Annotated in this window: 22 protein-coding genes; 7 read left to right on the top strand and 15 right to left on the bottom strand. The window is 60.7% G+C overall.

Features of this window, described 5'->3' with window-relative positions; translation table 11 throughout:
* Positions 1-58: 58 nt before the first annotated feature.
* From J3O30_RS25770 to J3O30_RS25715, 12 genes are all read right to left on the bottom strand, one after another.
* Complete coding sequence (locus J3O30_RS25770) at positions 59-1,405, bottom strand: FAD-binding oxidoreductase (protein ID WP_207584616.1); 1,347 nt, start codon at positions 1,403-1,405, stop codon at positions 59-61.
* On the bottom strand, positions 1,402-2,919 hold the full coding sequence (locus tag J3O30_RS25765) for an aldehyde dehydrogenase (RefSeq protein ID WP_207584615.1): 1,518 nt from the start codon (positions 2,917-2,919) through the stop codon (positions 1,402-1,404). The genes J3O30_RS25770 and J3O30_RS25765 overlap by 4 nt, the downstream gene beginning before the upstream one ends.
* Entirely contained in the window at positions 2,912-3,823 is a 912-nt protein-coding gene (locus tag J3O30_RS25760) for a dihydrodipicolinate synthase family protein (protein WP_207584614.1), read from the bottom strand. Before J3O30_RS25760 ends, J3O30_RS25765 begins: the two co-directional genes overlap by 8 nt.
* Positions 3,820-4,536 carry a GntR family transcriptional regulator gene (locus tag J3O30_RS25755; RefSeq protein ID WP_207584613.1) on the bottom strand — a complete coding sequence of 239 codons (717 nt, stop codon included), beginning with the start codon at positions 4,534-4,536 and terminating at the stop codon, positions 3,820-3,822. The genes J3O30_RS25760 and J3O30_RS25755 overlap by 4 nt, the downstream gene beginning before the upstream one ends.
* 404 nt (positions 4,537-4,940) lie before the next feature.
* Positions 4,941-5,510, bottom strand: a complete 570-nt coding sequence (gene gfa / locus J3O30_RS25750; protein WP_207584612.1) for an S-(hydroxymethyl)glutathione synthase — start codon at positions 5,508-5,510, stop codon at positions 4,941-4,943.
* A gap of 57 nt (positions 5,511-5,567) precedes the next feature.
* Positions 5,568-6,404: an S-formylglutathione hydrolase gene (gene fghA, locus J3O30_RS25745; protein ID WP_207584611.1), complete on the bottom strand. Its 837-nt coding sequence runs from the start codon at positions 6,402-6,404 to the stop codon at positions 5,568-5,570.
* Between the two features lie 3 nt (positions 6,405-6,407).
* A complete protein-coding gene (locus tag J3O30_RS25740; RefSeq protein WP_207584610.1) occupies positions 6,408-7,535 on the bottom strand; it encodes an S-(hydroxymethyl)glutathione dehydrogenase/class III alcohol dehydrogenase in 1,128 nt (375 codons plus the stop codon).
* Between the two features lie 96 nt (positions 7,536-7,631).
* Entirely contained in the window at positions 7,632-8,333 is a 702-nt protein-coding gene (locus J3O30_RS25735; RefSeq protein ID WP_207584609.1) for a dimethylsulfonioproprionate lyase family protein, read from the bottom strand.
* Between the two features lie 16 nt (positions 8,334-8,349).
* On the bottom strand, positions 8,350-9,279 hold the full coding sequence (locus J3O30_RS25730) for an electron transfer flavoprotein subunit alpha/FixB family protein (RefSeq protein WP_207584608.1): 930 nt from the start codon (positions 9,277-9,279) through the stop codon (positions 8,350-8,352).
* Positions 9,280-9,301: 22 nt separating this feature from the next.
* Positions 9,302-10,051 carry an electron transfer flavoprotein subunit beta/FixA family protein gene (locus J3O30_RS25725; protein ID WP_207584607.1) on the bottom strand — a complete coding sequence of 250 codons (750 nt, stop codon included), beginning with the start codon at positions 10,049-10,051 and terminating at the stop codon, positions 9,302-9,304.
* A 36-nt stretch (positions 10,052-10,087) separates the two neighbouring features.
* Positions 10,088-10,690, bottom strand: a complete 603-nt coding sequence (locus J3O30_RS25720) for a dimethylsulfoniopropionate lyase (RefSeq protein WP_207584606.1) — start codon at positions 10,688-10,690, stop codon at positions 10,088-10,090.
* Positions 10,691-10,735: 45 nt separating this feature from the next.
* A complete protein-coding gene (locus J3O30_RS25715; protein WP_207584605.1) occupies positions 10,736-12,772 on the bottom strand; it encodes an NADH:flavin oxidoreductase in 2,037 nt (678 codons plus the stop codon).
* Between the two features lie 146 nt (positions 12,773-12,918).
* On the opposite strand from J3O30_RS25715, the gene J3O30_RS25710 reads away from it, so the two are divergent.
* The 7 genes from J3O30_RS25710 (at position 12,919) to J3O30_RS25680 (ending at position 19,858) form a co-directional block, all read left to right on the top strand.
* Entirely contained in the window at positions 12,919-13,548 is a 630-nt protein-coding gene (locus tag J3O30_RS25710; protein WP_207584604.1) for a TetR/AcrR family transcriptional regulator, read from the top strand.
* 12 nt (positions 13,549-13,560) lie between these two features.
* Positions 13,561-14,355, top strand: coding sequence for a pyrroline-5-carboxylate reductase dimerization domain-containing protein (locus tag J3O30_RS25705; RefSeq protein ID WP_207584603.1), 795 nt, complete (start codon positions 13,561-13,563; stop codon positions 14,353-14,355).
* A gap of 67 nt (positions 14,356-14,422) precedes the next feature.
* Positions 14,423-15,424: an ABC transporter substrate-binding protein gene (locus J3O30_RS25700; RefSeq protein WP_207584602.1), complete on the top strand. Its 1,002-nt coding sequence runs from the start codon at positions 14,423-14,425 to the stop codon at positions 15,422-15,424.
* 95 nt (positions 15,425-15,519) lie between these two features.
* Complete coding sequence (locus J3O30_RS25695; protein WP_207584601.1) at positions 15,520-16,407, top strand: proline/glycine betaine ABC transporter permease; 888 nt, start codon at positions 15,520-15,522, stop codon at positions 16,405-16,407.
* Positions 16,400-17,479, top strand: coding sequence for a glycine betaine/L-proline ABC transporter ATP-binding protein (locus J3O30_RS25690; RefSeq protein WP_207584600.1), 1,080 nt, complete (start codon positions 16,400-16,402; stop codon positions 17,477-17,479). The genes J3O30_RS25695 and J3O30_RS25690 overlap by 8 nt, the downstream gene beginning before the upstream one ends.
* 285 nt (positions 17,480-17,764) lie before the next feature.
* Positions 17,765-17,914, top strand: coding sequence for a hypothetical protein (locus J3O30_RS25685; RefSeq protein WP_246762881.1), 150 nt, complete (start codon positions 17,765-17,767; stop codon positions 17,912-17,914).
* 945 nt (positions 17,915-18,859) lie between these two features.
* Positions 18,860-19,858 (top strand): helix-turn-helix domain-containing protein, encoded by a 999-nt coding sequence (locus J3O30_RS25680; RefSeq protein ID WP_207584599.1) that lies wholly within the window; start codon positions 18,860-18,862, stop codon positions 19,856-19,858.
* A gap of 105 nt (positions 19,859-19,963) precedes the next feature.
* On the opposite strand, the gene J3O30_RS25675 is transcribed toward J3O30_RS25680, so the two are convergent.
* From J3O30_RS25675 to J3O30_RS25665, 3 genes are all read right to left on the bottom strand, one after another.
* Positions 19,964-21,895, bottom strand: coding sequence for a diguanylate cyclase (locus J3O30_RS25675; protein ID WP_207584598.1), 1,932 nt, complete (start codon positions 21,893-21,895; stop codon positions 19,964-19,966).
* Between the two features lie 86 nt (positions 21,896-21,981).
* Positions 21,982-22,905: a ribokinase gene (gene rbsK / locus J3O30_RS25670; RefSeq protein ID WP_207584597.1), complete on the bottom strand. Its 924-nt coding sequence runs from the start codon at positions 22,903-22,905 to the stop codon at positions 21,982-21,984.
* Entirely contained in the window at positions 22,902-23,363 is a 462-nt protein-coding gene (locus J3O30_RS25665; protein WP_207584596.1) for an RbsD/FucU domain-containing protein, read from the bottom strand. The genes rbsK and J3O30_RS25665 overlap by 4 nt, the downstream gene beginning before the upstream one ends.
* Between the last annotated feature and the right edge of the window lie 17 nt (positions 23,364-23,380).

The raw sequence follows: 23,380 nt of genomic DNA, 5'->3' as shown, positions 1-23,380 counted from the left end.
GTTCCCATACTCATTGAAGTCTGCGGGCGGCAGTCTTCATATTGCGCGGGCAGAGGGATCATCCCTCGCGGCCTGCGCGCAATTCCTGAAAGCGGATGACCGAGTTGACGCCGAGCCACGCGATGGGCTCCGGAGGCAATCTCGTCGGTTCCGGCTGATTGCTGTATTTGTCGAGTTCGAGGCTACCGGCACCCGCCGCCAGATCGGCCGCCATCATGCCCGCAAAAGTGCTCTTGACCGTGCCGAGACCGTTCTCGCAGCAGGCGGAAAAGAGCCCTTCCTCGACCTCGCCGAATGCCGGCACATGGTTCCGGCTAAGGCAGAGCGCGCCCGCCCAGCTATATTCCATCGGCAGGCTTTCCAGCCCGGGGAACCGGGCATCGAACGACCGGCGCTGTTCGACCGCGATACCGGCAACGCGCTTCTCCGACACTTTCAGGCTCGGGTCATAGGTGAACCTCGTCCTGACGACGATCCTCGAAAGCCCGTCCTTGGTGATCTTGCGCACCGTCGCGCCCATCGGGTCGGCCGGCAATAGCGCCCAGCGATCCACACCGGTGACGTCACCTGCGAATTCGTTCTGGGAAAAGGCCGATGTCATCGACGCGTAGGTGAAGATGTGCATCAGCCGGCCGCGGAAATGGCCGAAGCTTTGAATATGGCCGTTGACGCCCAAAATGACCTTCGGCGCCGAAACGGAGCCGCAACCGGTCTTCGCCTTCCAGGTCCTGCCTTCGCGCGAAAGCTCCAGCACCGGCGAGTGCTCGTGGATGGCGACCTTCGAATGGAGCCCGCGCGCCAGGCCACGAATATAGTCGGCCGGCTGGATCATTACCGCGCCCGGCGTGTAAAGGCCGCCATGGTAATAGCGAGAACCGGTCATCTCTCGCATTTGATGTGCATCGAGAACGCGATGCTGCTCGCCGATCTTCTCGAGCGACTTCCTGTAATTGTCGTTGAGACCCATGCCCCGGTCGGAGGCCGCGGCATTCACCTTGCCCGATGGGTCAAAGGTTTCCCGCGACAGGCCGTTTTCGGCCGCCACATCGGCTGCGAAGGCAATCGCCAGGCGGTTCTGCCGAATCTCCTCTTTGGTCGCCTCTTCGTCGGCCACCGAATACTCGCCCGAGGACAGGTTGTGCGGCACGTCGATCATGAAACCGGAATTCCGGCCGGCCGGACCCTTGGCGAGCTCGCGAGCCTCCAGGACGACGATCTTGTCCTGGGGGCGCAATTGCGAGAGGCGGCGCGCCGCCGAGAGGCCGGCAAATCCGCCGCCGATGATCAGCCAGTCCGCAATAGTGTCGTGCTCAAGCGCCGCTACGGGAAAGGCGCGTTCGCTGGTCGCCTCCCATCCCGAAACGCCGGTGTCGGTCGGCAGGTGCTTGATCACATGGCGGCTCATCGGATGGTCTCGTCGACCGACCGCTCGGATACGTCGATCCAGATGGTCTTGAGTTCGCAGTAATTGTCGTGAGCAAAGACCGACTTGTCGCGGCCGCCGAAGCCGGACTCCTTGTAGCCGCCGAACGGCGTGGTGGCATCACCTTCACCGAAGCAGTTGACGGTGACGACGCCGGCGCGGATTTCGCGCGCGAGCTTGATGGCGTTTCTCAGGCTGCCGGTATAGACCGACGCCGTCAGGCCGTAATTGGTGTCGTTGGCAAGGGCGATCGCTTCGGCAAGCGAATTGAAGGTTGTGACCGAGAGTACCGGCCCGAAGATCTCTTCCTGGAACAGGCGGCTGGCGGGCGTTACGCCATCGAACACCGTCGGCTCGATGAAGATGCCGCCATGCGTTTCGCCGCCGTGGGCGACCGTTAGCTTCTCCGTCTTGGCGTCGTCGAGGAAGGATTTCACCTTCTCGAAATGCGCTTTGCTGACCAGTGCGCCGATGCGATTGTCCGGATCGAGCGGATCGCCGGTCTTCCATTCGCGCATATAGGCGCCGATGCGCTTCAGCAACTCGTCCTTGATCTTGGAATGAACAATGAGACGCGACGTGGCAGAGCAGTTCTCACCCATGTTCCAGAAGGCGCCGTTGACCACCTGCTCGGCAACGAGATCCAGGTCTTCGGCATCGTCAAGAACGACCGCGGGATTCTTGCCGCCGCATTCGAGTACGACCTTCTTGAGGTTCGAATCCGCGGCATAACGCAGAAAGCGGCGGCCGGTCGGGGTCGATCCGGTGAAGGCGACCATATCGACACCCATGTGCAGGCCGATCGGTTCGCCGACTTCGCGGCCGGAGCCGGTGACGACGTTGAACACACCAGCCGGAATGCCGGCTTCATGGGCAAGCTCGGCGACACGCAGCGTCGTCAGCGTCGTTTCCTGGGCCGGCTTGACGATGACCGAGCAGCCAGCGGCGAGCGCCGGGCCGATCTTCCAGGCCAGCATCAGCAGCGGGAAATTCCATGGAAGCACACATCCGACGACGCCGATCGGCTCGCGCACGATCATCGTCAGCGCGTTGGCTCCGACCGGGGCGGTGTTGTCATAAAGCTTGTCGATCAGCTCGGCATGCCAGCGGATCGTATGAATGGTATCAGGAATATCGACCGTCTGGCATTCCCGCACCGGCTTGCCGCTGTCGATGCTTTCCAGGACGGCAAGCTCGTGCCTGTTCTGCTCCATGAGCTTGGCGAGCTTCAGAAGCACTTCCTTGCGCGCTCCCGGCGAGCGCAGCCGCCAGCGTCCATCATCGAACGCATCCCTCGCCTTCGTAACGGCGAAGTCGACGTCGCTGGAATCGCAGGCGGCGATTTCGGCAAGGACCTCGCCCGTTGCGGGGTTCGTGGAGGCGAAGGTCTTGCCGGAATTTGCCGGACGGAATGCGCCATCGATGAAGGCATTCGTCGGAAACTGAAGCTCGGTGGCGATCGCCTTGTATTCGGCGGCGGTCAAGGGTTCATGCATGGTTTGCTCCCGATGTGATCTGGGCGACCGTGCGCTTCAATGTGGCGACGACGGTCTGGAGGGTTCGCTTTTCTTCGGAGTTGAGCGGACGCAGCGGCGCGCGGACCGATCCGACATTCAGCCCGATCAATTCGCATCCGTGCTTGATCGACTGGACGAACTTGCCGCATTCAAGGAAATCCATCAGCGGCAGCATTGCCGTCATGATCGCCCGGCCCTTGTCGAAGTTCTTTTCCAGGACGCAGGCCTCATAGAGAGCGACATGCTCGCGCGGCAGGAAGTTTGAGCCGGCGCAGACCCAGCTCTTCGCACCCCATGCGAAGAATTCGAGCGCCTGATCGTCCCAGCCGCAGGACAGCGCGATATGCGGAAATTTCCGGGCGAGCCGATGAAGATTGCCCATGTCGCCGGAGCTTTCCTTGATGGCGATGACGTTCTTCGACTTGCCGACGCGGGAGAAATACTCCTCGCCCATCACCACGCCCATGCGGGCCGGATAGTTGTAGAGCATGATCGGCAGGTTGGCGGCGCGATCGACCGTCAGCGCATGGACGGCGTTTTCGCGTTCGGTCGGCAGCGCGTAGGGCGGTGACGACACCAGGATTGCATCCGCGCCGATTTCCTTCGCCGCCTTGGCATATTCGACCGAATCTTCGGTACGTATGGCACCGGTCCCGATGATGAGCGGCAGCCGTGTGCCGATGACTTCTCGCGCATAGGCGGCGAGTTCGAAACGCTCCTGGCTGCTCTGGGCGTAGTATTCGCCCGTCGAACCGCCGACGATGATGCCGTGCACTCCCGCCTCGATCAGCGACTCGAGCACGGCGGTAAATCCGGCCCGGTCGATCTGTCCATTTTGATCGAGTGGCGTCACCGCCGGCGTATAGATCCCCTCAAACTTCACGGTGACTTCTCCAATAATTGCGTGGCCGGAGCGCCGAGGAAGGCGTCCGCTTTCAGGCCTTGCGGGGCGATGAACATCTCCATGTTCTCGCGGGACAATTCCCAGTGTTCGAAAACGAGATCGACGACGGCATTCTCGTCGTGAGCGCCGAGCGCGGCGATGAAGCCGTCATGGTGGTCGACCGCCACCTGCAGCCGCCGCTTCATGTCCTCGTTCCTCGGTCGGAAGAACGTGTGGCCGATGCGCGCGTGATCGATGAGCAGCCGGCCGAGACTCGGCTGCAGATAGACGTTGCCCGACATTTCGCCGAAGATCTCGTGAAAGCGGTTGTTCTCCAGCACCATTCTCAGGGCGTCTGCGTCCTCGCTGGCGGCGCGAAAGCGCTCCTGGGTCTGCTTCAGGTCGACAAGCTGGGCGGGCTTGAAATTCTGCACGGCGAGACGGCCGATCGCCGCATAGATCATCGGCGCGACAAGAAAGAAATTGCGCAGCGTGGAGTGGTTCATCGGGATGACCCGCGCACCCCTGTTCTCGCGGATATCGATATAGCCCTCACCGGCAAGGCGGCGGAATATGTCGCGGACCGGCGTCCGGGAGAGCCCATATTTTTCGCTCAGACTGGCCTCGTCCAGATCGGCGTCCGGGTCCAGTTCCATCGTCAGAATCCGGCGTTTCAGATCTTCGTAGAGATTGCTCTTGGGTGTCCTCGCCATCGTCGATCTCCAGCCATTGTTGCTCTACGTCATGAAGATGGCACGGCACTCATGAGGAGTCAAATAATTGTGTACTTTGAGTACACAATTATTATTCCCAGGATACACAATATCGCGAAGTCGCGCGGAGCCGTTGCCGGTTCGGCGCCGTTTCAATTCCAAGGTGAGGGATTGGCTTGCGCCCGATACGCGGATTGGCCGAAACCGCGGGCAATTCCTTCTGGAAACCTGCGTCGGTCGTCGGAGAGAGTTCTTCGTGGCGGGTTATCAGCGCCTTCGGCGCGTCAACGCCAATCATCGGGCGTCGAAAGCTGGCCGCGGCACGGCGGCGCGCCGCCATCTGCGGATATCACGCTGATGGCGGCGGTTTTGTTGGGGCCGTCGAGGTCGGCGTCCCCATTAGATCACGGGGCGAGCGCTCCGCTCTTCTTGGCGGTCCAGGTTGCGATATAGTCCATCAAGCCGGGGTTGAGGCAATCGTACGGCTCGAGGCCCGACGCCTTCAACTGCGCTCTGACGGCGTCCATCTTGCCAGGATCGAAGCCGCTTTCGATGATCGACGACACGAAGGCCGCAAAGCCCGGCTTTGCCCAGCCGCCTTCCTGGAAGCGCTCCGGATGGATGAACGACAATCCCTGGAACGCATGTTCACGCTCGACCGGGCCGTACAGATGCACGCCGCATTGCTTGCAGGCATGCCGCTGGATCAGCGCCGCGGCTTCGACGACGGCAAGTTTGTCACCGTTCTCCAACACTTCGACGCTGTCGGTCGGCGCAACTGCCACGACCGAAAAGACGGCGCCCTCTGGCTTCCAGCACTTGGTGCAGCCGCAGGCGTGATTATGGGCGATATCGCCCTTGATCCTGACCTTTACGGGGTTGCTCGTGCACTTGCACCCGAGCGTTCCGCCTGCAAAGGCAGCGTCAGTCGCCTGAAAGCCTGAATCCACTAGCGGATGAATAGCTATGCTCATTGCTTTTCTCCTTCCCTCCCTGGCCGTTTGCGTTATGCCCGGCCGAGCCCTTCCAAACTAATTTCCCAACCTCTGCGCATGCCAGCGCAGATGGTCTTCCATGAATGTCGAAATGAAAGAGTAGGAGTGGCCGTAGCCTTCCTGCATGCGAAGCGACAGGTCGATGCCCGCCGCTTCGCAGGCTTGCCTGAGCTCATCGGGACGCAATCCGTCCTCCAGGAAGCTATCCGCCGTCCCCTGATCGACGAACAGTTCCGGGAACCGGTACCCGTCTTCGATCAGCGAGCAGGCATCATAGGCCCGCCAGGTCGTTTCATCCGCCCCGAGATATTTCCGCAATGCCGGTTTCGACCAGCCGGAGACCGAGGGACGGCTGATCGGCGCGAAGGCCGAGCAGCTCTGGAAGCGATCCGGGTTCTTGAGCGCGATGGTGATCGCGCCATGCCCCCCCATCGAGTGCCCGAAGATTCCCTGGCGGCCCATGTCGACCGGGAATTCCGCGGCCAGCAGCCGCGGCAACTCGTCGACGATGTAGCTGTACATCCGATAGTTCGCCGAATAGGGCGGCTGGGTGGAATCGACATAAAAGCCCGCACCCTTGCCGAACTGCCAATTGTCGGCTTCGTCGGGGACGTGGTCACCGCGCGGGCTGGTATCCGGGCAGACGACGATCAGTCCGAGCTCAGCCGCAAGCCGCCGATACTCGCCCTTGTCCATGACATTGGCATGCGTGCATGTCAGGCCGGAAAGGTACCATAGAACCGGGCAGTTGCCCTTGAGCGCCTGCGGCGGCACGAAGACAGCAAAGGTCATGTCGCAATCACAGACCTCCGAGCGATTAACGTAACCCCCCTGGATGCCGTCGTGTGACTTCTCTGTCGAGATGGTTTTCATGGCTTAATAGACCACCACGCCGCGGATGCTTTCGCCCTTGTGCATCATGTCGAAGCCTTTGTTGATGTCTTCGAGCGGCATGGTGTGGGTGATCATCGGGTCGATCTGGATCTTGCCCTGCATGTACCAGTCGACGATCTTCGGCACGTCGGTGCGGCCACGCGCGCCGCCGAAGGCGGTGCCCATCCAGTTGCGGCCGGTGACCAGCTGGAACGGCCGGGTGGAGATCTCCTGGCCGGCGCCGGCAACGCCGATGATGATCGACTTGCCCCAGCCGCGATGGCTGGCTTCGAGCGCCTGGCGCATCACCTTGGTGTTGCCGGTGCAGTCGAACGTATAGTCGGCGCCGCCGATCAGGTCGCCATTGCGCTTGGTCAGGTTGACCAGATAGGGCACGATGTCATCGCCGACCTCTTTCGGATTGACGAAATGCGTCATGCCGAACTTGTCGCCCCATTCCTTGCGGTCGCTGTTGATGTCGACGCCGATGATCATGTCGGCACCGGCAAGCCGCAGGCCCTGCAGCACGTTGAGGCCGATGCCGCCGAGACCGAAGACGATGGCGGTGGCGCCGATCTCGACCTTGGCGGTGTTGATCACCGCGCCGATGCCTGTCGTCACCCCGCAGCCGATGTAGCAGATCTTGTCGAAGGGGGCGTCGGGATTGACCTTGGCAAGGGCGATCTCCGGCAGCACGGTGAAATTGGCGAAGGTCGAGCAGCCCATATAGTGATGGATCTTGTCCTTGCCGATCGAAAAGCGCGAGGTGCCGTCCGGCATCACGCCCTGGCCCTGGGTCGAGCGGATCGCGGTGCAGAGATTGGTCTTGCGCGACAGGCAGGAATAACATTCGCGACATTCCGGCGTGTAGAGCGGGATGACGTGGTCGCCCTTCTTGACCGAGGTGACGCCGGGGCCGACGTCGACGACGATGCCGGCACCTTCATGGCCGAGGATGGCCGGGAACAGGCCTTCCGGATCGGCGCCCGACAGGGTGAAATCGTCGGTGTGGCAGATGCCGGTCGCCTTGACCTCGACCAGCACTTCGCCGGCCTTCGGGCCGTCCAGCTGCACGGTCATCACTTCCAGCGGTTTTCCGGCCTGAACGGCAACGGCGGCGCGAACGTCCATCTTGATATCTTCCTCTTAAATTGAATGCTGACTGCTATATATTTGAATAGACTGGCTTCTCACCGGCCTGTTTCGCCGATCGCGGCCAAAGCGCCATCACGTCTCCCGTTCAACCTGGCACCAGACTGCGAGAAGCGGCCTTGCCGTGCATCTGATTGCGAACGATTGCCCTGCATCGTTCGCGAAGACCGTGCCAGTCTCCCCAGAGAACCACTGGGAATTGCCAAGGCAGATTTCTCCAGGCGACAGCAGGATGAAGGCGCGCGGTTGCGTCTGAACATGATCGGGAAACCGGGTATAGCGGTCCATATAGATCACGCCGACCCTGAGATCGGCGCGTTCCTCCATGCCGCCGGGGCCGATCACCACCGCATGAGAATGCGTGTTGCCGAAATTCAGGCTTGCAAACGGACCGGAGCGGCCGCGGCGCCAGAGCAGGCTGTCGGCAAGACTTCTGAATTGGCCGGCGATCGCCTCGTATTTCCGTCCTGATTGAGCAAGATTGCCAATGGCGTCATCAAGCCCTTCGGGCGCGCCTGGTAGAGCAGGCCCGCCCTCCGGGCCGCGCACCTTGCCGGTCTTCAGCAGCTTCTGGAGAACCTTGCCGGCGACGAAACTGGCGACGGCAGGAGCCTCCGCCGACAACATCAGGCCGCCGACGTCGTTGAGGAATTCCTGCAGCGGCCGAGGACGCCTTTCCCTCCCGATGTCGTGCAGCCGTATATATGCCGGCTTTTCCTCATCGTTCAGAAGAAGGTCGGCCCCACGTTTGATTGGACGTCCCACCGCGCGCACCACGTTCGGTCTCCCTCGCTCAGAGCGCCTTTTCCAATTCCGGCAGGGCCTCGAACAGATCGGCGACCAATCCGTAGTCGGCAACCTGGAAGATCGGCGCCTCCTCGTCCTTGTTGATGGCGACGATGACCTTACTGTCCTTCATGCCGGCCAGATGCTGGATGGCGCCGGAGATGCCGGCGGCAATGTAAAGATCAGGCGCCACCACCTTGCCGGTCTGGCCGACCTGCCAGTCGTTCGGCGCATAACCGGCATCGACGGCAGCGCGGCTGGCGCCGACGGCAGCGCCGAGCTTGTCGGCAACGGGAAGGATGACCTCCCGGAACTTCTCGGCCGAGCCGAGCGCCCGGCCGCCGGAGATGATGATCTTGGCCGAGGTCAGCTCCGGACGGTCGGAGGCCGACAGTGCATCCTTGACGAAACGCGACAGCCCCGGATCTGAGATCGCCGGGATCGCCTCGACGCTGGCAGAACCGCCTTCGGCTGCCGAAGCGAAGGAGGCGGTGCGCACGGTGATCACCTTCTTCGCATCACTTGCCTGCACCGTCTGAATGGCATTGCCGGCATAGATCGGCCGCTTGAAGGTGTCGGATGAGATCACTTCGATGATTTCGGAGACCTGGGCGACGTCGAGCAGGGCAGCGACGCGCGGCAGCACGTTCTTGCCGGTCGAGGTGGCAGCCGAGATGATCGTGTCGTAGGCACCGGCCAGCGAAACGATCAGGTCGGAAAGCGGCTCGGCCAGATTGTTGGCGAGCTCGTCGCTTTCGGCCAGCAGCACCTTGGCGACGCCGAAGAGTTTTGCCGCGGCATCGGCGGCTGCCTTGGCAGCCTTGCCGGCGACGAGGATGTGAATATCGGAGCCGATCTGGCTTGCTGCCGTCAGCGCCTTGGCGGTCTGGTCGGAGAGGCTTTGATTGTCGTGGTCGGCCAGAAGAAGAATGGTCATGATGTTGTTCTCTCTTTCCTGCTTAAAGCACGCCGGCTTCGTTTTTGAGCTTGTCGACCAGTTCGGCGACCGACTTGACCTTGACCCCGGCCTTGCGGCCCGACGGTTCCTCGGTCTTCAGAACCTTCAGCCGCGGCGTGGTGTCGACACCGAAATCGGCCGGGCTCTTCTTGTCGAGCGGCTTCTTCTTCGCCTTCATGATGTTCGGCAGCGAGGCATAACGCGGTTCGTTCAGCCTGAGGTCCGAGGTGATGACCGCCGGCAGCGTGATCTCGATCGTCTGCAGGCCGCCATCGACTTCGCGGGTGACCTCAGCCTTGCCGTCAGCGATTTCGATCTTCGAGGCGAAGGTGGCCTGGGCGGACCCCAGCAGTGCTGCCAGCATCTGGCCGGTCTGGTTCGAATCGTCGTCGATCGCCTGCTTGCCGACGATGACAAGACCCGGCTGCTCGGCATCAACGATGCCCTTGAGGATCTTGGCGACGGCGAGCGGCTCGACGGCATCGTCGGTCTCGACCAGGATCGCCCGGTCGGCGCCCATGGCAAGGGCGGTCCGCAGCGTCTCTTCGGCCTTGGCCGGACCGATCGAAACGACGATCACTTCCTCGCACCTGCCGGCTTCCTTCAGCCGCAGCGCCTCTTCCACCGAGATTTCGTCGAACGGGTTCATCGACATCTTCACATTGGCAAGCTCGACACCCGTGCCGTCCGGCTTCACCCGGATCTTGACGTTGTAGTCGACGACCCGTTTGACGGGTACGAGAATCTTCATTTGCAAAACCCCTTTTATTTCCTAGACTGCCGGCCGTCAGTGCGGCCGTTCGGCAAGCAGCGCCCAGAAGGCGAAGAGCGGTGTGCCCACCGACCTCATGGCATGTTTGATTCCAGGGATATTGTAGAACGATCCGCCGATACCAGGCGAAAACCAGTCCCCTTCCCCTTGCTGAAACTCTCCCTCGGAAAGCACCAGATAGACTTCCTCGGGCGCATGGTCATGGTCCGGATAGCGCACCTGAGGCGCCATTAACGTCACACCGAGCCACAGGTCGTTCCGCTCCTCCAATCCTCCCGGGCCGATGATCATGGCATTGGCATGCCCATCGACGAAATTGTCGTCGGCCGTGTGGTCATACTTGGTGCGCCGACGCCATTCAAGCATCGGCTCGATGCCTTTGAAGGCCTCGATTAATCCCGTCAGCGAAGGATAGGACGTATCGATCGCGAGCGCCAGATCGAGGTGATGACACACCGGCAACCGGCTTCCCTCTCCCGCACGTGCGGCTCCCCGCCGTTCCAACGCCGCAAAAAACTGACCGATCGAGCGGCGTGCTTCCGGCGCCTTTGCGAATTGGTCGAAAGCGGCAGACGCCGCATCCACGAAAAGCTGCAGGCTTTCTCCGCGTAAACTCATGTCATCCCCCCGAAATGAGCGGCCGGCGAGCGGCCCCTCTTGCGATCATATATCCTTGGCGATGCGCAGGCCGTCATAGATGGCGGCATGCGTGTTGCGCGCAGCGACAGCATCGCCGATCCGAAACAGCTGGAACTTGCCCTCGGGATTGCGAATGACGGATTGAGGTTCCCCGGAAAGAAGCTGGTCGTGCGACATCTCGCCGAGATTGCTCGAGCTGGGTTTCAGCTCGAAATAGAGCTCGTCGAGCGGGATGGTCCCATGGTTGACGACGATCTGGTCGAAGCTGTGCTGCCGGGCAATCCCGCCATAATCGCTGCCGACATGAGCGACGAGCTGATTGCCGCTTTTCTCGACAGCTTCCAAGCGATAGGTGACGGTGAAGGTCACGTCGTGCTTCTGAAGCGAGCGCATATAGGGCACCAGGTTCATGGCCATAACTTCGGGCGCGAAGGACCGGTCCGGCGTCATGATCTCGACCTTGGCGCCGGCCTTGGCCAGAAACTCCGCCGCCTGAAGGCCGGCATGGTCGCCGGCATCGTCGAAGATCAGCACGTTGGTTCCAGGCTTCACGTCGCCGGAGATGATGTCCCATGACGAGACCACCAGCTCGTTGCCGCTCGAGAGAACCTCGGTATGCGGCAAACCGCCCGTCGCGATGATGACGACATCGGGATTCTCGGCTTCGATCGAGTGAGCTTCCGCCCAGGTGTTGAAATGGAAGGTGACGTCGTATTTCTCGCACTGGCTCATGCGCCAGTCGATGATGCTTATCATTTCCTTTCGGCGCTCGCTCTGGGCGGTGAGCCGGATCTGGCCGCCGGGATTGTTCGCCGCTTCGAAAACGACCACCTGGTGGCCGCGTTCTCCGGCAACGCGCGCTGCTTCCAGACCGGCCGGGCCGGCGCCGACGATGACGACCTTTTTCCTGGCGTCGGCCTTCGCCACCATATGCGGCATGGTCAGTTCGCGGCCGGTGGCGGCATTGTGGATGCAGTAGGCGGCCCCGCCTTGATAAATGCGGTCGAGACAGTAATTGGCGCCGACGCAGGGACGAATGTCCTCTTCCCGCTTCTCGATGATCTTGCGGACGATGTGCGGGTCGGTCATGTGGGCGCGGGTCATGCCGATCATATCGACCTTGCCGGAGGCGATCGCATGGCGCGCGGTGGCGACATCAGGGATCTTCGCGGCGTGGAAAGTCGGGAAGTCTGTCGCGGCGCGGATTTCGCCGGCGAAATCGAGATGCGGCGAATTCGCCATGCCCTGGATCGGGATCACGTCGGTCAGGCCAGCGTCGGTATCGATGTGACCGCGGATTACGTTCAGGTAGTCGATAAGGCCGCTGTCCCTGAGGCGCCTGGAGATTTCGATGCCTTCGGCCTTGCCGGTGCCGCCCGGAAGACATTCGTCGGCCGTGTAGCGCACGCCCAGGATGAACTCGTCCCCGACCCTCTGCCGGATCGCCTTGAACACATCGAAACAGAAACGCAGCCGGTTGTCGAGCGAGCCGCCATAGGGACCATCGAGCTCGTTGGTGAGCGGCGACGTGAACTGGTCGATCAAGTGGCCGTAGGCCTCGAGTTCGACGCCGTCCATACCGCCCGCCTTCATGCGTTCGGCTGCGTCGGCGAAATCCTTGATGATGCGCTCGATATCCCAATCTTCCAACTTCTTCGGAAAGGCACGATGGGATGCCTCGCGATGATGCGATGGGGCGACAACCGGCAGCCAGTCGCCCTTGTCCCAGCGTGTGCGCCGGCCGAGATGGGTGAGCTGGATCATGATCGCCGCCCCCTCTTCGTGCACGGCGTCGGTCATTTCCCTGATCCACGGAACGATTTCGTCCTTGTAAGCCAGCAGATTGTTGAAAACCGGCGGACTATCCCTGGACACCGCAGCCGAGCCCGCCGTCATCGTCAATGCCACTCCGCCCTTTGCCCGCTCCACCGTGTAGGCACGATACTTCTCCTTCGGCATACCGTCTTCGGGATAGGCCGGCTCGTGGGAGGTGACGATAATACGGTTACGCAACTTCAAGTGCTTGAGCTGATAGGGCTGAAGGAGAGGATCGTTCGACATGGGCCGCGGTTCCGATTAAAAATACCAGAGGAGACGCTAGGCGTAATGTACATATGTGTCAATATTGAAAACATTATGGTCGTTATTTTTGACACTTCTGTACATTTTTCTTGTGCGCGACCTCGGAATTTGATAGGAGATAACCTATGGATCAGGCTTTGAACGACACCGGTTGGCGCGGATCACAGGAAGGATGGCTGGAAGCAGCTTACCACTCACTGCTGGAGTCCGGCGTGGATTCGGTGAAAATTCTGCCGCTGGCGAAAAAGCTAAATCTCTCGCGCACGAGCTTCTACTGGTTCTTCAAGGATCGGGAGGAGCTGTTGAGTGCACTCGTGGCGCTATGGCGCGACAAAAACACCGGCAACATCGTCAAGCGATCTGAGGCTTATGCGGAATCGCTCGCCGAAGCGATGCTCAATGTCTTCGATTGCTGGCTCGACAACGATCTGTTCGACGCGAAGTTCGAATTTGCCGTGCGCAGTTGGGCGCTGCAGTCCGACGAGCTTCTCGCAGAGGTCCAGAAGGCCGATCAGATTCGGCTGGAGGCGCTCAAGCGCATGTTCATGCGGTTCGGGTTACCAGAAACGACATCGGATGTCAGAGCGCGTACAACTTACCTCGTCCAGATCGGATACATCTCCATGCAATCAAGGGAGGAACTCGCCGTCCGCATGAAACGGATTCCCGAATATATCGCGATCTACACGGGCGAAGTGCCGCAGCAGAGGGAGCTCGATCGCTTCTTCTCCCGGCATGGCCACAAGCCCGATTAGAGGAAAGCCGAGATGAGCGTTTCCTTGAGGATCGGTATTATTGGCGGCAGCGGCTGGCTTGGCGGAGCCATCGCCGCCTCGATCCTCGACGCGGGTTTGCTAGAGCCTCGAAAGCTCTCTCTCTCCTATCGCGGTAAACAGCCGGATCGTTTCTTGAATTCTTTCTGGACGGCCGACAATCAGGCGCTGGCCGACCGCTCGGACGTGATCTTCCTCTCAGTCCGTCCTGATGACTGGCATCCCCTTGATGTCGATGCCGGCGGCAAGCTCGTCATTTCGGTGATGGCGGGGATTGGTCTCGCCGCCCTTTCGCAACACCACAAGACCGGCCGTGTCGTCCGCGCCCTGCCGAATGCGGCTGCCGAAGTGGCTAAGTCCTATACGCCGTGGATCGGCACAAGCGAGGTCACGGAAAATGACCGGGCCGTCGTCCGCGCCATTTTCGAGGCCTGCGGATCGCAGGACGAGGTCGCAAGGGAAGGCGACATCGATTACCTCACCGGCCTTTCCGGCTCCGGACCGGCGTTGCCGGCGCTGCTTGCGGCTGCCATGATGGATGACGCCGTCGCCCGCGGCCTGCCGGCGGAGATTGCGCGCCGCGCCGTCAATACGGTGATGACAGGCGCCGGTCGCCTTTTGGAGCGCCGCGACGAAAGTCCCGAAGACGTCGTTCAGACCTTTCTCGATTATCGCGGTACGACGGCGGCGGCCATCGAAAGCATGCGCGCTGCGGGATTCGACGCGTCGATCGCCAAGGGTTTGTCGGCGGCATTTGAGAAATCGGTGAGTATGGGAAAGGTTTCCTGACGACCGTTGGGGCGGGCACTGCGGCACCCCGCTCGGCAAGACCAGCCGCTAAACAGAGGGAACGACAATGAAAAAACTACTCGCAACGACATGTCTGACATTCGGCCTGATTGGCGGAGCGTCTTTCGCCAGCGCCGCCGAATGCGGCAGCGTGACCATCGCCAGCATGAACTGGCAGAGCGCCGAAGTTCTCTCAAACCTGGACAAGTTCATCCTGAACGAAGGCTATGGCTGCAGCGCTGACATCACCGTTGGCGACACCGTCCCGACGATCACCTCCATGGCCGAAAAAGGCCAGCCGGATATCGCGCCCGAAGCCTGGATCGATCTTCTCCCCGACGTCGTCAAGAAGGGCACGGAAGAAGGCCGCATCGTTCAGGTCGGTTCTCCACTGCCGGATGGCGGCGTGCAGGGCTGGTGGATTCCTAAATATCTCGCCGACGCTCATCCCGATATCAAGACCATCGGCGACGTGCTGAAGCATCCGGAACTCTTCCCCGATCCCGAAGACGCGAAGAAGGGCGCCATCTTCAACGGCCCGCAGGGCTGGGGTGGCACTGTCGTCACCTCGCAGCTCTACAAGGCCTTCGAAGCCGAGAAGGCGGGCTTCACCCTCGTCGATACCGGCTCGGCCGCCGGTCTCGATGGTTCAATCGCCAAGGCTTACGAGCGCAAGGAAGGCTGGGCCGGTTACTACTGGGCGCCGACCGCGCTGCTCGGTAAGTATCAGATGGTCAAGCTCGAAGCCGGGGTGCCGCAGGATGCCGCCGAATGGAAGCGTTGCATCACCGTCGCCGATTGCGCCGACCCGAAGCCCAATGCCTGGCCGGTCGATCATGTCGTCACCCTGGTTGCCAAGCCCTTTTCGGAAAAGGTCGGGCCTGAGGTCATGGGCTATCTGGCGAAGCGCTCCTGGAGCAATGACACGGTCAACAAGCTGATGTCGTGGATGACCGACAACCAGGCAACTGGTGAAGACGGCGCCAAGCACTTCCTGAAGGAAAACAAGGACCTTTGGACCAAGTGGGTCTCGCCTGAGGCGGCCACGAAGATCGAAGCTGCGCTTTAACATTGACTATCGCGGTGCGCGAAAAGCGCACCGCCTCTCACAGCCGATAAAATCAAAAAGACTGCGGCGGCTCTTTGAAGAAAAAGGGGATCCGAATGGAATGGTTTTATAAATTCCCACATATGGATGACGACGCGCTTCGCAATTTGAAGAAGGCGATCGATGACGGCTTTCGCGGATTTACCCGCGCCTACGGCGACGGCATCGAAACCCTCTTCATTCCGCTGCAGCATTTCCTCATCGCCGCCGAACGGTTCATGACGCAGACGCCGTGGCCGATCATCACCGCGATCATCCTAGCCATCGCATGGCTTGGGAGCCGCAGCCTGAAGGTCGTCTTCGGCTGTCTGGTGACGCTGCTGCTGATCGGCTATTTCGACATGTGGGACGATACGATGCGGACGGTCTCGATGATCTTCGTCTGCACGGTTCTTTCCATCGCCATCGGCATTCCGATGGGAATATTCATGGCACGTTCCGACCGGCTGCAGCGCGTGATCAATCCGATCCTCGACGTCATGCAGACCATGCCCAGTTTCGTCTATCTCATCCCTGTCGTCATGCTGCTCGGCATCGGCAAGGTGCCGGGACTGATCGCCGTCGTCATCTACGCCATTCCGCCGATGATAAGGCTAACGGACCTCGGCATCCGGCTGGTCGACAAGGATGTGCTGGAGGCAGCCGATGCCTTCGGGACCTCGAGCGCGCAGAAGCTGTTCAAGGTGCAGCTGCCGCTCGCGCTTCCCACCATCATGGCCGGCATCAACCAGACGATCATGATGGCGCTGGCCATGGTGGTCATCGCATCGATGATCGGCGTCCAGGGCCTCGGCCAGCCGGTGCTGAAGGCGATTGCAAACCAGTATTTCACCCTGGGTATTTTCAACGGCCTTGCCATCGTCGGCATCGCCATCATCTTCGACCGAGTCAGCCAGGCGTATGGCAAGAGGCTCCAGAAGCATCGGGAGATCGTCCATGGCTGATCAGCGTTTCGGCGGCATCAAGATCCGCCATCTCTACAAGATCTTCGGTCCCAACCCCTCCGCGCATGTCGATGCCGTCCAGAAGGGAATGTCAAAGACCGAACTCAACGAAAAGCACGGTCACGTGCTGGGCCTGAGGGATATCAATGTCGAGATTCCCTCCGGCCGCATCCAGGTAGTCATGGGCCTTTCGGGGTCGGGGAAATCGACGCTCATCCGCCACATCAATCGTCTGATCGATCCAACCGCCGGCGAAGTGCTGGTCGACGGCGTCGATGTCGTGAAGATGAACGAGACCGAATTGCGGGCGTTTCGTCGGCACCAGACGGCGATGGTATTTCAGAAGTTCGCGCTTCTGCCGCACCGGAATGTTCTCGACAACACCATCTTCGGCCTCGAAGTGCAGGGCGTGGAGCGCGCGAAAGCGACCGACATCGCCATGCGCTGGCTGGAGCGGGTCGGCCTGAAGGGCTTCGAGCAAAGATATCCCAACCAGCTTTCCGGCGGCATGCAGCAGCGCGTCGGCCTGGCGCGCGCCCTTTCCAACGACGCGCCGGTCCTTCTGATGGATGAAGCCTATTCGGCGCTCGATCCTTTGATCCGCACGGACATGCAGACGGTGCTTCTCAACATTCAAAAAGAGATCAAAAAAACTATCGTCTTCATCACCCACGATCTCGATGAAGCACTTCGCCTGGGCGACCAGATTGCCATCCTGCGCGACGGCGAAGTCATCCAGCAGGGCACCAGCCAGGACATCGTTCTGCGTCCGGCGGACGAATACATCGCCAACTTCGTCAAGGAGGTCAATCGAGGCCGGGTCATCCATGTCGAAGCCGTCATGACGCCGCTGCACTCCGGTGCGGCGCCGGTTGGACTGGCGATTGCGGCAGGCACGACCGTCGAAGAGGCCGTCCGAATGCTGGCATCGGCGCCAGAGGGCGATGCCAGGGTCGTTTCGCCCTCCGGGGAAACATTGGGGCTTGTCACTTTCCGGCAGCTCGCGGGCGCGATGGTGAATTCGCAGGAGATAGCCCCCCGACGCGATAGTGCCCTGTCGGTCGCCCTCTGACGCTCCAGATGCGGCCGTCTTTCCGTTTGCTGGCGACACCGATTCAGGCACGTCGCCAGCTCATGTCGGCGCGCATGGGGATTCCGATAGCTCATACCGCTCGCATCGGTCTCCGTCCGGCTTGCCGAGCTATCACGACAGCGACGGCTCGCATGCCATGAGCGAGGCCGAGATCTGGGAAATCATCGACGGATTCGTGCAGGCTGCCCGACAGCGGGCTGGAATGGCGTCAGCCTACTCGATAACAACACCAGTGAGCATTTCTTCGAGGAAGGCGACAGCCTGGTGCTGGCCACCACCGATGCGTCCGCGAACTGGCTGGGCGAGGAATTGCGCTCGCAGAGTATCGATGTCATAGAGATCGGAGATTGCGCCGCCCCGCGCCAGGCGCCCTATGCCTTCTATGAGGATAGGCGAGCTGCCTTGGAGCTGTGACGCCCGCTCCCGCTACGCCCTAATCGACCTCTTCCTGTGTCCGCAAGCCGCGCACGAACAACCTCTCGCCAGCGCTTGCGTATACATTTTGCGCAAGGCCAGTCCAGACTGCGTCGCGAAAAGCCGCTTAGCCGACTTTATCGGGCGCCGGCAATTGCTCCATCGCCACGGAGTAATAAGATGATTTTCGACCAAACCATGATGGTTCACGGTCCCAGAGCCAAGCCCCTCCACCCATCACCCCCAAAAAAGGATGGAAGGGATCATACATACGCACCCCATCCCGTGCGTATGCCTGCATGCCTGTCTGCTTGCCGAAGGCTATAGGCGGTCCACTATAGAACCTTCGGCAGGCGACTGCGCAGATCCCGGATTGGGGCGTTTTCCATAGCTTCAGATGATGATGCGCATCAAGGCCAGACCGTAGCGTTTGTGCCTTTCGTGGCCTCACGGATACACCCTATAAAATTGCCCCTCTGCGTAATCGTTTCATCACCGGCTTATCATTATAGCAGGTGGTGCGAAGGCTTGCCTATTGTTCAAAGGTCTGCCAGTTCCTGGCTTCAGGCTGCGGAGAGCTGACCGGATTGGATCTGTCGACAAATGCATTTAACCGCTTGGTTTCCTTGACGCCTGCCACGCTCGAACTCGACCTGTGTCGACTTGCACATGGTGCTGATCTCTCTGCCGATACCACGCGGATATCCACATGCTCCGCCGAGGCGTGCTGCGTTCCAGGCCCCGTTCGGCTAAGATATAGCCAAGCATCGCCCATCACTCCCGCCCGCAGGCGCTGACAAAGCGGAGGACACCGATCGATGGCGACCGGCGGGGCCAATAGAGGTACGCACATCAATCCGTCGACACGGATCGCGTGTCGCGTCGAAATCTGCGAGCGGTTGAGAAGGACAAGTCAACGCAGCCACGTTGAACAATGGGGGCAGCATGTCGGAAAATAGCGCGCCGCAATTCTCATTTCGATTTCGCGGCTCGTCCTTCGACAACATGGTCGAAACCCTCGGAGGCGCTTTTGGCGCATTCGATGCAGAGCCTGTCGGCCGGGCTCAGGAGTTCCACTGGGGATTGGATTTTGCCGCGACTGACGATGCGGTACTGCTCACCGGTTATCATGAGGCCGAGTTTCAGTTCAATATCGAGCCGACCGTCGATACGGCGGAGTATCTGTCGATCGTTGTGCCACGCAGCGGCGGTATGGGGGTCACCTATGGCCCCCGCGTCGCCGAGGCCGGGCAAGGAAAACTGCTTCTTTACAATAATTTCGAACCCAACAGCGTCATCATGCACGGGCAAGCGAACGTCATCGACGAGCTGCTGGTCAACTGGCCCGTCATCCTGCAGACGATCGGCCAGACCTTCGAGATGCCCTTCAGCGGCTCTCTCGACCTGCTGCCAGAACTCGATCTATCCAAGCCGGCCGGCCGGATGATCGGCAGCCTCACGGAAACGATCATCCAGGGCATGCGCGACGATGGCCCCTTGCTGCAGTCGCCGATTGCCATGGCGCACCTGACGCAGGCGCTGGCCGATCTGGTCGTACGCCTGGTGCCTCACCGGCTGTCGCATTTCCTGGAGAACGGGCCTGCCCTGATCGCACCCCGGCATGTCCGCAAGGCGATCGAATTCATGCACGCCAATATCGATCAGCCGATCACCATGCCGAAGGTGGCCGAAGCGGCGGGCGTATCCAGTCGGGCGCTGGAAACCGGTTTTCGTGCCTTCAGGGATACCTCTCCCGCAGCATACCTGCTGACGCTCCGTCTGCGCGCAGCGCGCCAGGATTTGCTCGATCCAGAGAGCAAGGACACCATGAAGGCCGTCTGCCTCAAATGGGGTTTCTTTCATTTCGGCCGGTTTTCCGCGGTTTATAAAACGACATACGGGGAATATCCGTCCGACACCAGGAAGCGCGCGATGCGGCGATAATGGCCGTGCATTGCCGAAGTGAATAAACCATCCGGGGCGCTGGCGCGATGGTTCGACAGAAAAAACAGGATGAGCAGATTTGGCCGCGTCCGTTGATAGAGCGGCCTAGCCAGCTTCCTTTATCTCGTGCCGTTCGCCGCTGGGCGAATGGGCCATAATGCGATTGCGGCCTTGCGTTTTGGCGTCGTAGAGGGCGGCGTCGGCCTCGGTCAGGAGACGGTTCGGGTTGGCCCGCAGGACCGCTCCCGTCGCGCAGGATACGCCGATGCTGGCCGTCACCCTTCCGAATTCGCTGCCGGAATGAACGATACTCTCTTGGGCCAGGCGACGAGCGAACTGCTCGGCAACGATCATTGCTCCTTTGGCGCTGGTGTCGGGGAGGAACACCACGAATTCCTCTCCACCGTAGCGGGCAACGATATCCGCCGGTCGGCTGACCGACTGGCGCAAACACATGCTGACGACACGCAGGCATTGGTCGCCGGCGGGGTGGCCATAGGTGTCATTATAGGCTTTGAACCGGTCGATATCGACCATCAGAAGGCTGAACGGCGTGTTCTTCCGGGCGCTGCCTGCCGTCTCACGTGCGAAAGCTTCGTCGAAGGCCCGGCGGTTGACCATGCCGGTCAGCCCATCGGTCTCGGCAAGATTTTTCAGCTGTTCCGCCGATAGCCTGAGTGCGATTTCTGCCTGCTTCGTCGCCGTGATGTCCGAGACCACAGCCATTGCCGCACCGTCTTCCGCAAGCCTTGTCCGGATGCTGCGCCAGTCGCCGTTATGAAGCTGAACTTCTTCGTCCTTGTTGCTGTGCAGTGAAGCAGTAGCAGCCTTGATCCACTCCTCCACATCCCCTTCCGGAACACCGGGCCGCTCACCGGTTTCGGCGACGCGGCGCAGGATGTCGCTGATATGGGCGCCGACCACGCGGGCCTCTCCGGAGAGCGGGAACGCATTGCGATACTGATCATTGCAAAAGAGGATAAACCCTCTGCTGTCGTACATGGCGATGCCATCGGACATGCCGGCCATCGCATGCGAGAGCAGGTTCTTGCTTTCGCGCAATTCCCGCTCCAGGGCGGTGCGCTCCGTAACATCTCGCGTTACGCCTGCGAGGCCGATCACACGCCCCTGCTTGTCCCTCAGCGGAACCTTGGAGGCGAGCAGAAATCTGCCTTCGATACGCTCGGTGGAATCGATCAGCGGCACCCCGGTGTCAATGACCTGCTGCTCGAGATGATATAATTCCTCGGCGAGTGGTCGCGACATCAGATTGAAATCCGACAATCCGATCATCTCCGCCGTCGTCCTGAAACGGAAGAGGCGGGTCATGTTTTCATTGACGGTGATGAACCGGCTGTTTCGGTCCTTCACATAGAGATAGTCGGGTGACTGCGAAAATGCGGTCACCAATATGCTTCGTTCCAACTCCCATTGCTGCGTCTTCAGGAGAACGAAACCGCCCAGAACGGTCGCCAGGCAATTCAATACGGCCAGGGGAAAACCGACGCCGGCCAGCACATGGGCATTCACCAAGGTGGGAAGCATAGCCATCGACAGGACCAATGCAAAGCCGAGTGCCAGGCTCAGCAGCGCAACATCCATCGGTCCCGGAGATCTCTTGCGGGTCCAGACATGACCGGCCAAACCGATACCGGTGGCGATGGCCATTGTGATGATCCCGTCGACCATCGCCGTACCGCCGACGGCAAAACGAAAGGCAATCGCCAGCGCTGCGGCAAAAGCCGCCGCGATCGGCCCCCCGAACATGCCGGCCAATACAAGTGGCGAAAAGCGCAGGTCGACATAGATGCCGGGATGGAATTCAACGGCCAGCAATATGGATCCGATGGAGGCGCCGCCGGCTATGATTCCGAAGGCGATTTTTTCCTGCCTGAAGGCACGGCGCTGAAACTGGATGGAAAAAAGCGCCCACAGCGAGATCGCCAGGCACACGAATGAAAGGTTGCCACCGAATTGCGTCCAATTGCCATTCACCGCGCTGGATCCACCTTCCAAGCTATGTAACGAAGCTGTCATACGACAACACTAGTTTGAGCTTCGTTAAACCGGGGCCTGTCAGCCTCATTCTTTGGCTGATGCGCCCGCGAGCCTGGCACGAACTCCTAGCGCAGCAAGGCGTCGATCTCGGCGCGCGAAGGCATGGCGGGGGCCGTGCCTGGCCGGGTCACGGCGATTGCCGCCGTCGCGCAACCGAAGCGGACGGCCTCGATCGGCGCATATCCTTCGGAGATCGCTGTCGCGAAGCCGCCCAGGAAGGCATCGCCAGCGCCCGTAGTGTCGACGACGTTGCCCGCAGAAAAGGCGGGTACAAATTCGCTCTGACCGGCCGTGTGATAGAAAGCGCCGCGTGCACCGAGGGTGATGATGACCGCTCTCGCTCCGCGATCCAGCAGGGTACGGGCCGCGGCTCGTGCCTGGTCATCCGTTTCGATCGCATGCCCCGCCAATTCGGCCGCCTCCACCTCGTTTGGAACGATGAAATCGCACAGGCCATAGATGCTGTCCGGTAGCGTGCGGGCGGGCGCCGGATTGAAAATCGTGGTGCCCCCTGCCCTTTTCGCCATCGTCAGGCCATGGACAGCCGCGTCGAGCGGTTGTTCAAGCTGGGTCATAAAAATGGCGGCGCTTTCGATCTCCGCCCGGTTCGCATCGACATCTTCTATGCCGATTAGACCAGCAGCACCCGGCGCGACGATGATGGCATTGTCGCCGCTCATTTCGTCGACGAAGATGAAGGCAGCACCGCTGGAAACGCCGTCCATCTTCATCACATTGGCTTTGACGCCGGCCGCGGCATAGGCCGCAAGGGCCATCTCGCCGAACGGGTCGTTGCCGACCCGAGAGATGAAGGTTACCGTGCCGCCGGCCTTTGCCGCGGCTATTGCCTGGTTGGAGCCCTTGCCTCCCGGCCCAAGCGTGAAGCCCGACCCCATCAGCGTCTCGGCAATATGGGGCAGGCGCTTGGCCTTATAGGCGGTGTCGGCGGCAAAAATACCCAGAATGACGATTCCGCTTTTCCCGCTCATCTGACCGCCTCCTCCGCCGGGATGACGCCCTTGGTCAGAAGGAAGCATCCATAAAATCGCAGTTCTCCCGTTGCGATCACACAATAGGCTTTTTTGGCGATGTCGTAGAACGTCATCCGCTCGACCGGATACATGGGCGATGACTTGCCTTCGGCGCGATCGACGATGACCTGGACTTCCTGTTGAATCGGCGGGATTTCGTCAGGCTTGCCGATCACTTCCATGCGCCCCGCCGAAGGCTGAATCGGGGTGTCCAGCGGGAAGACGGAGAGGACCGCATCTATCGCCTGCGGCGCGGAAATGTTTTCCATCGTCAGAAGCCTACCCAGACGCGTCTGGCGGGCGATCGAATCCGACGGAAAGTTCGTGTCGGAGATGACGAGATAGTCGCCGTGTCCCATGTTGCAAAGTGCTTGAAGAATATCGCCGTTGAGTTCGGCCCTGATTCCCTTGAGCATTCGATCTTTCCATCCCT

It is taken from the genome of Rhizobium sp. NZLR1, from assembly GCF_017357385.1.
Lineage (GTDB): Bacteria > Pseudomonadota > Alphaproteobacteria > Rhizobiales > Rhizobiaceae > Rhizobium.
Note: the sequence above shows the minus strand (reverse complement) of the source record. Positions and strands in the feature narration are given on the sequence as shown.

What these genes read in the sequence shown, in the direction of transcription:
- J3O30_RS25770 (WP_207584616.1), bottom strand. Translation starts at nt 1,405, where the DNA reads ATGAGCCGCCATGTGATCAAGCACCTGCCGACCGACACCGGCGTTTCG.
- J3O30_RS25765 (WP_207584615.1), bottom strand. Translation starts at nt 2,919, where the DNA reads ATGCATGAACCCTTGACCGCCGCCGAATACAAGGCGATCGCCACCGAG.
- J3O30_RS25755 (WP_207584613.1), bottom strand. Translation starts at nt 4,536, where the DNA reads ATGGCGAGGACACCCAAGAGCAATCTCTACGAAGATCTGAAACGCCGG.
- gfa (WP_207584612.1), bottom strand. Translation starts at nt 5,510, where the DNA reads ATGAGCATAGCTATTCATCCGCTAGTGGATTCAGGCTTTCAGGCGACT.
- fghA (WP_207584611.1), bottom strand. Translation starts at nt 6,404, where the DNA reads ATGAAAACCATCTCGACAGAGAAGTCACACGACGGCATCCAGGGGGGT.
- J3O30_RS25740 (WP_207584610.1), bottom strand. Translation starts at nt 7,535, where the DNA reads ATGGACGTTCGCGCCGCCGTTGCCGTTCAGGCCGGAAAACCGCTGGAA.
- J3O30_RS25730 (WP_207584608.1), bottom strand. Translation starts at nt 9,279, where the DNA reads ATGACCATTCTTCTTCTGGCCGACCACGACAATCAAAGCCTCTCCGAC.
- J3O30_RS25725 (WP_207584607.1), bottom strand. Translation starts at nt 10,051, where the DNA reads ATGAAGATTCTCGTACCCGTCAAACGGGTCGTCGACTACAACGTCAAG.
- J3O30_RS25720 (WP_207584606.1), bottom strand. Translation starts at nt 10,690, where the DNA reads ATGAGTTTACGCGGAGAAAGCCTGCAGCTTTTCGTGGATGCGGCGTCT.
- J3O30_RS25715 (WP_207584605.1), bottom strand. Translation starts at nt 12,772, where the DNA reads ATGTCGAACGATCCTCTCCTTCAGCCCTATCAGCTCAAGCACTTGAAG.
- J3O30_RS25710 (WP_207584604.1), top strand. Translation starts at nt 12,919, where the DNA reads ATGGATCAGGCTTTGAACGACACCGGTTGGCGCGGATCACAGGAAGGA.
- J3O30_RS25705 (WP_207584603.1), top strand. Translation starts at nt 13,561, where the DNA reads ATGAGCGTTTCCTTGAGGATCGGTATTATTGGCGGCAGCGGCTGGCTT.
- J3O30_RS25700 (WP_207584602.1), top strand. Translation starts at nt 14,423, where the DNA reads ATGAAAAAACTACTCGCAACGACATGTCTGACATTCGGCCTGATTGGC.
- J3O30_RS25695 (WP_207584601.1), top strand. Translation starts at nt 15,520, where the DNA reads ATGGAATGGTTTTATAAATTCCCACATATGGATGACGACGCGCTTCGC.
- J3O30_RS25690 (WP_207584600.1), top strand. Translation starts at nt 16,400, where the DNA reads ATGGCTGATCAGCGTTTCGGCGGCATCAAGATCCGCCATCTCTACAAG.
- J3O30_RS25680 (WP_207584599.1), top strand. Translation starts at nt 18,860, where the DNA reads ATGTCGGAAAATAGCGCGCCGCAATTCTCATTTCGATTTCGCGGCTCG.
- J3O30_RS25675 (WP_207584598.1), bottom strand. Translation starts at nt 21,895, where the DNA reads ATGACAGCTTCGTTACATAGCTTGGAAGGTGGATCCAGCGCGGTGAAT.
- rbsK (WP_207584597.1), bottom strand. Translation starts at nt 22,905, where the DNA reads ATGAGCGGGAAAAGCGGAATCGTCATTCTGGGTATTTTTGCCGCCGAC.
- J3O30_RS25665 (WP_207584596.1), bottom strand. Translation starts at nt 23,363, where the DNA reads ATGCTCAAGGGAATCAGGGCCGAACTCAACGGCGATATTCTTCAAGCA.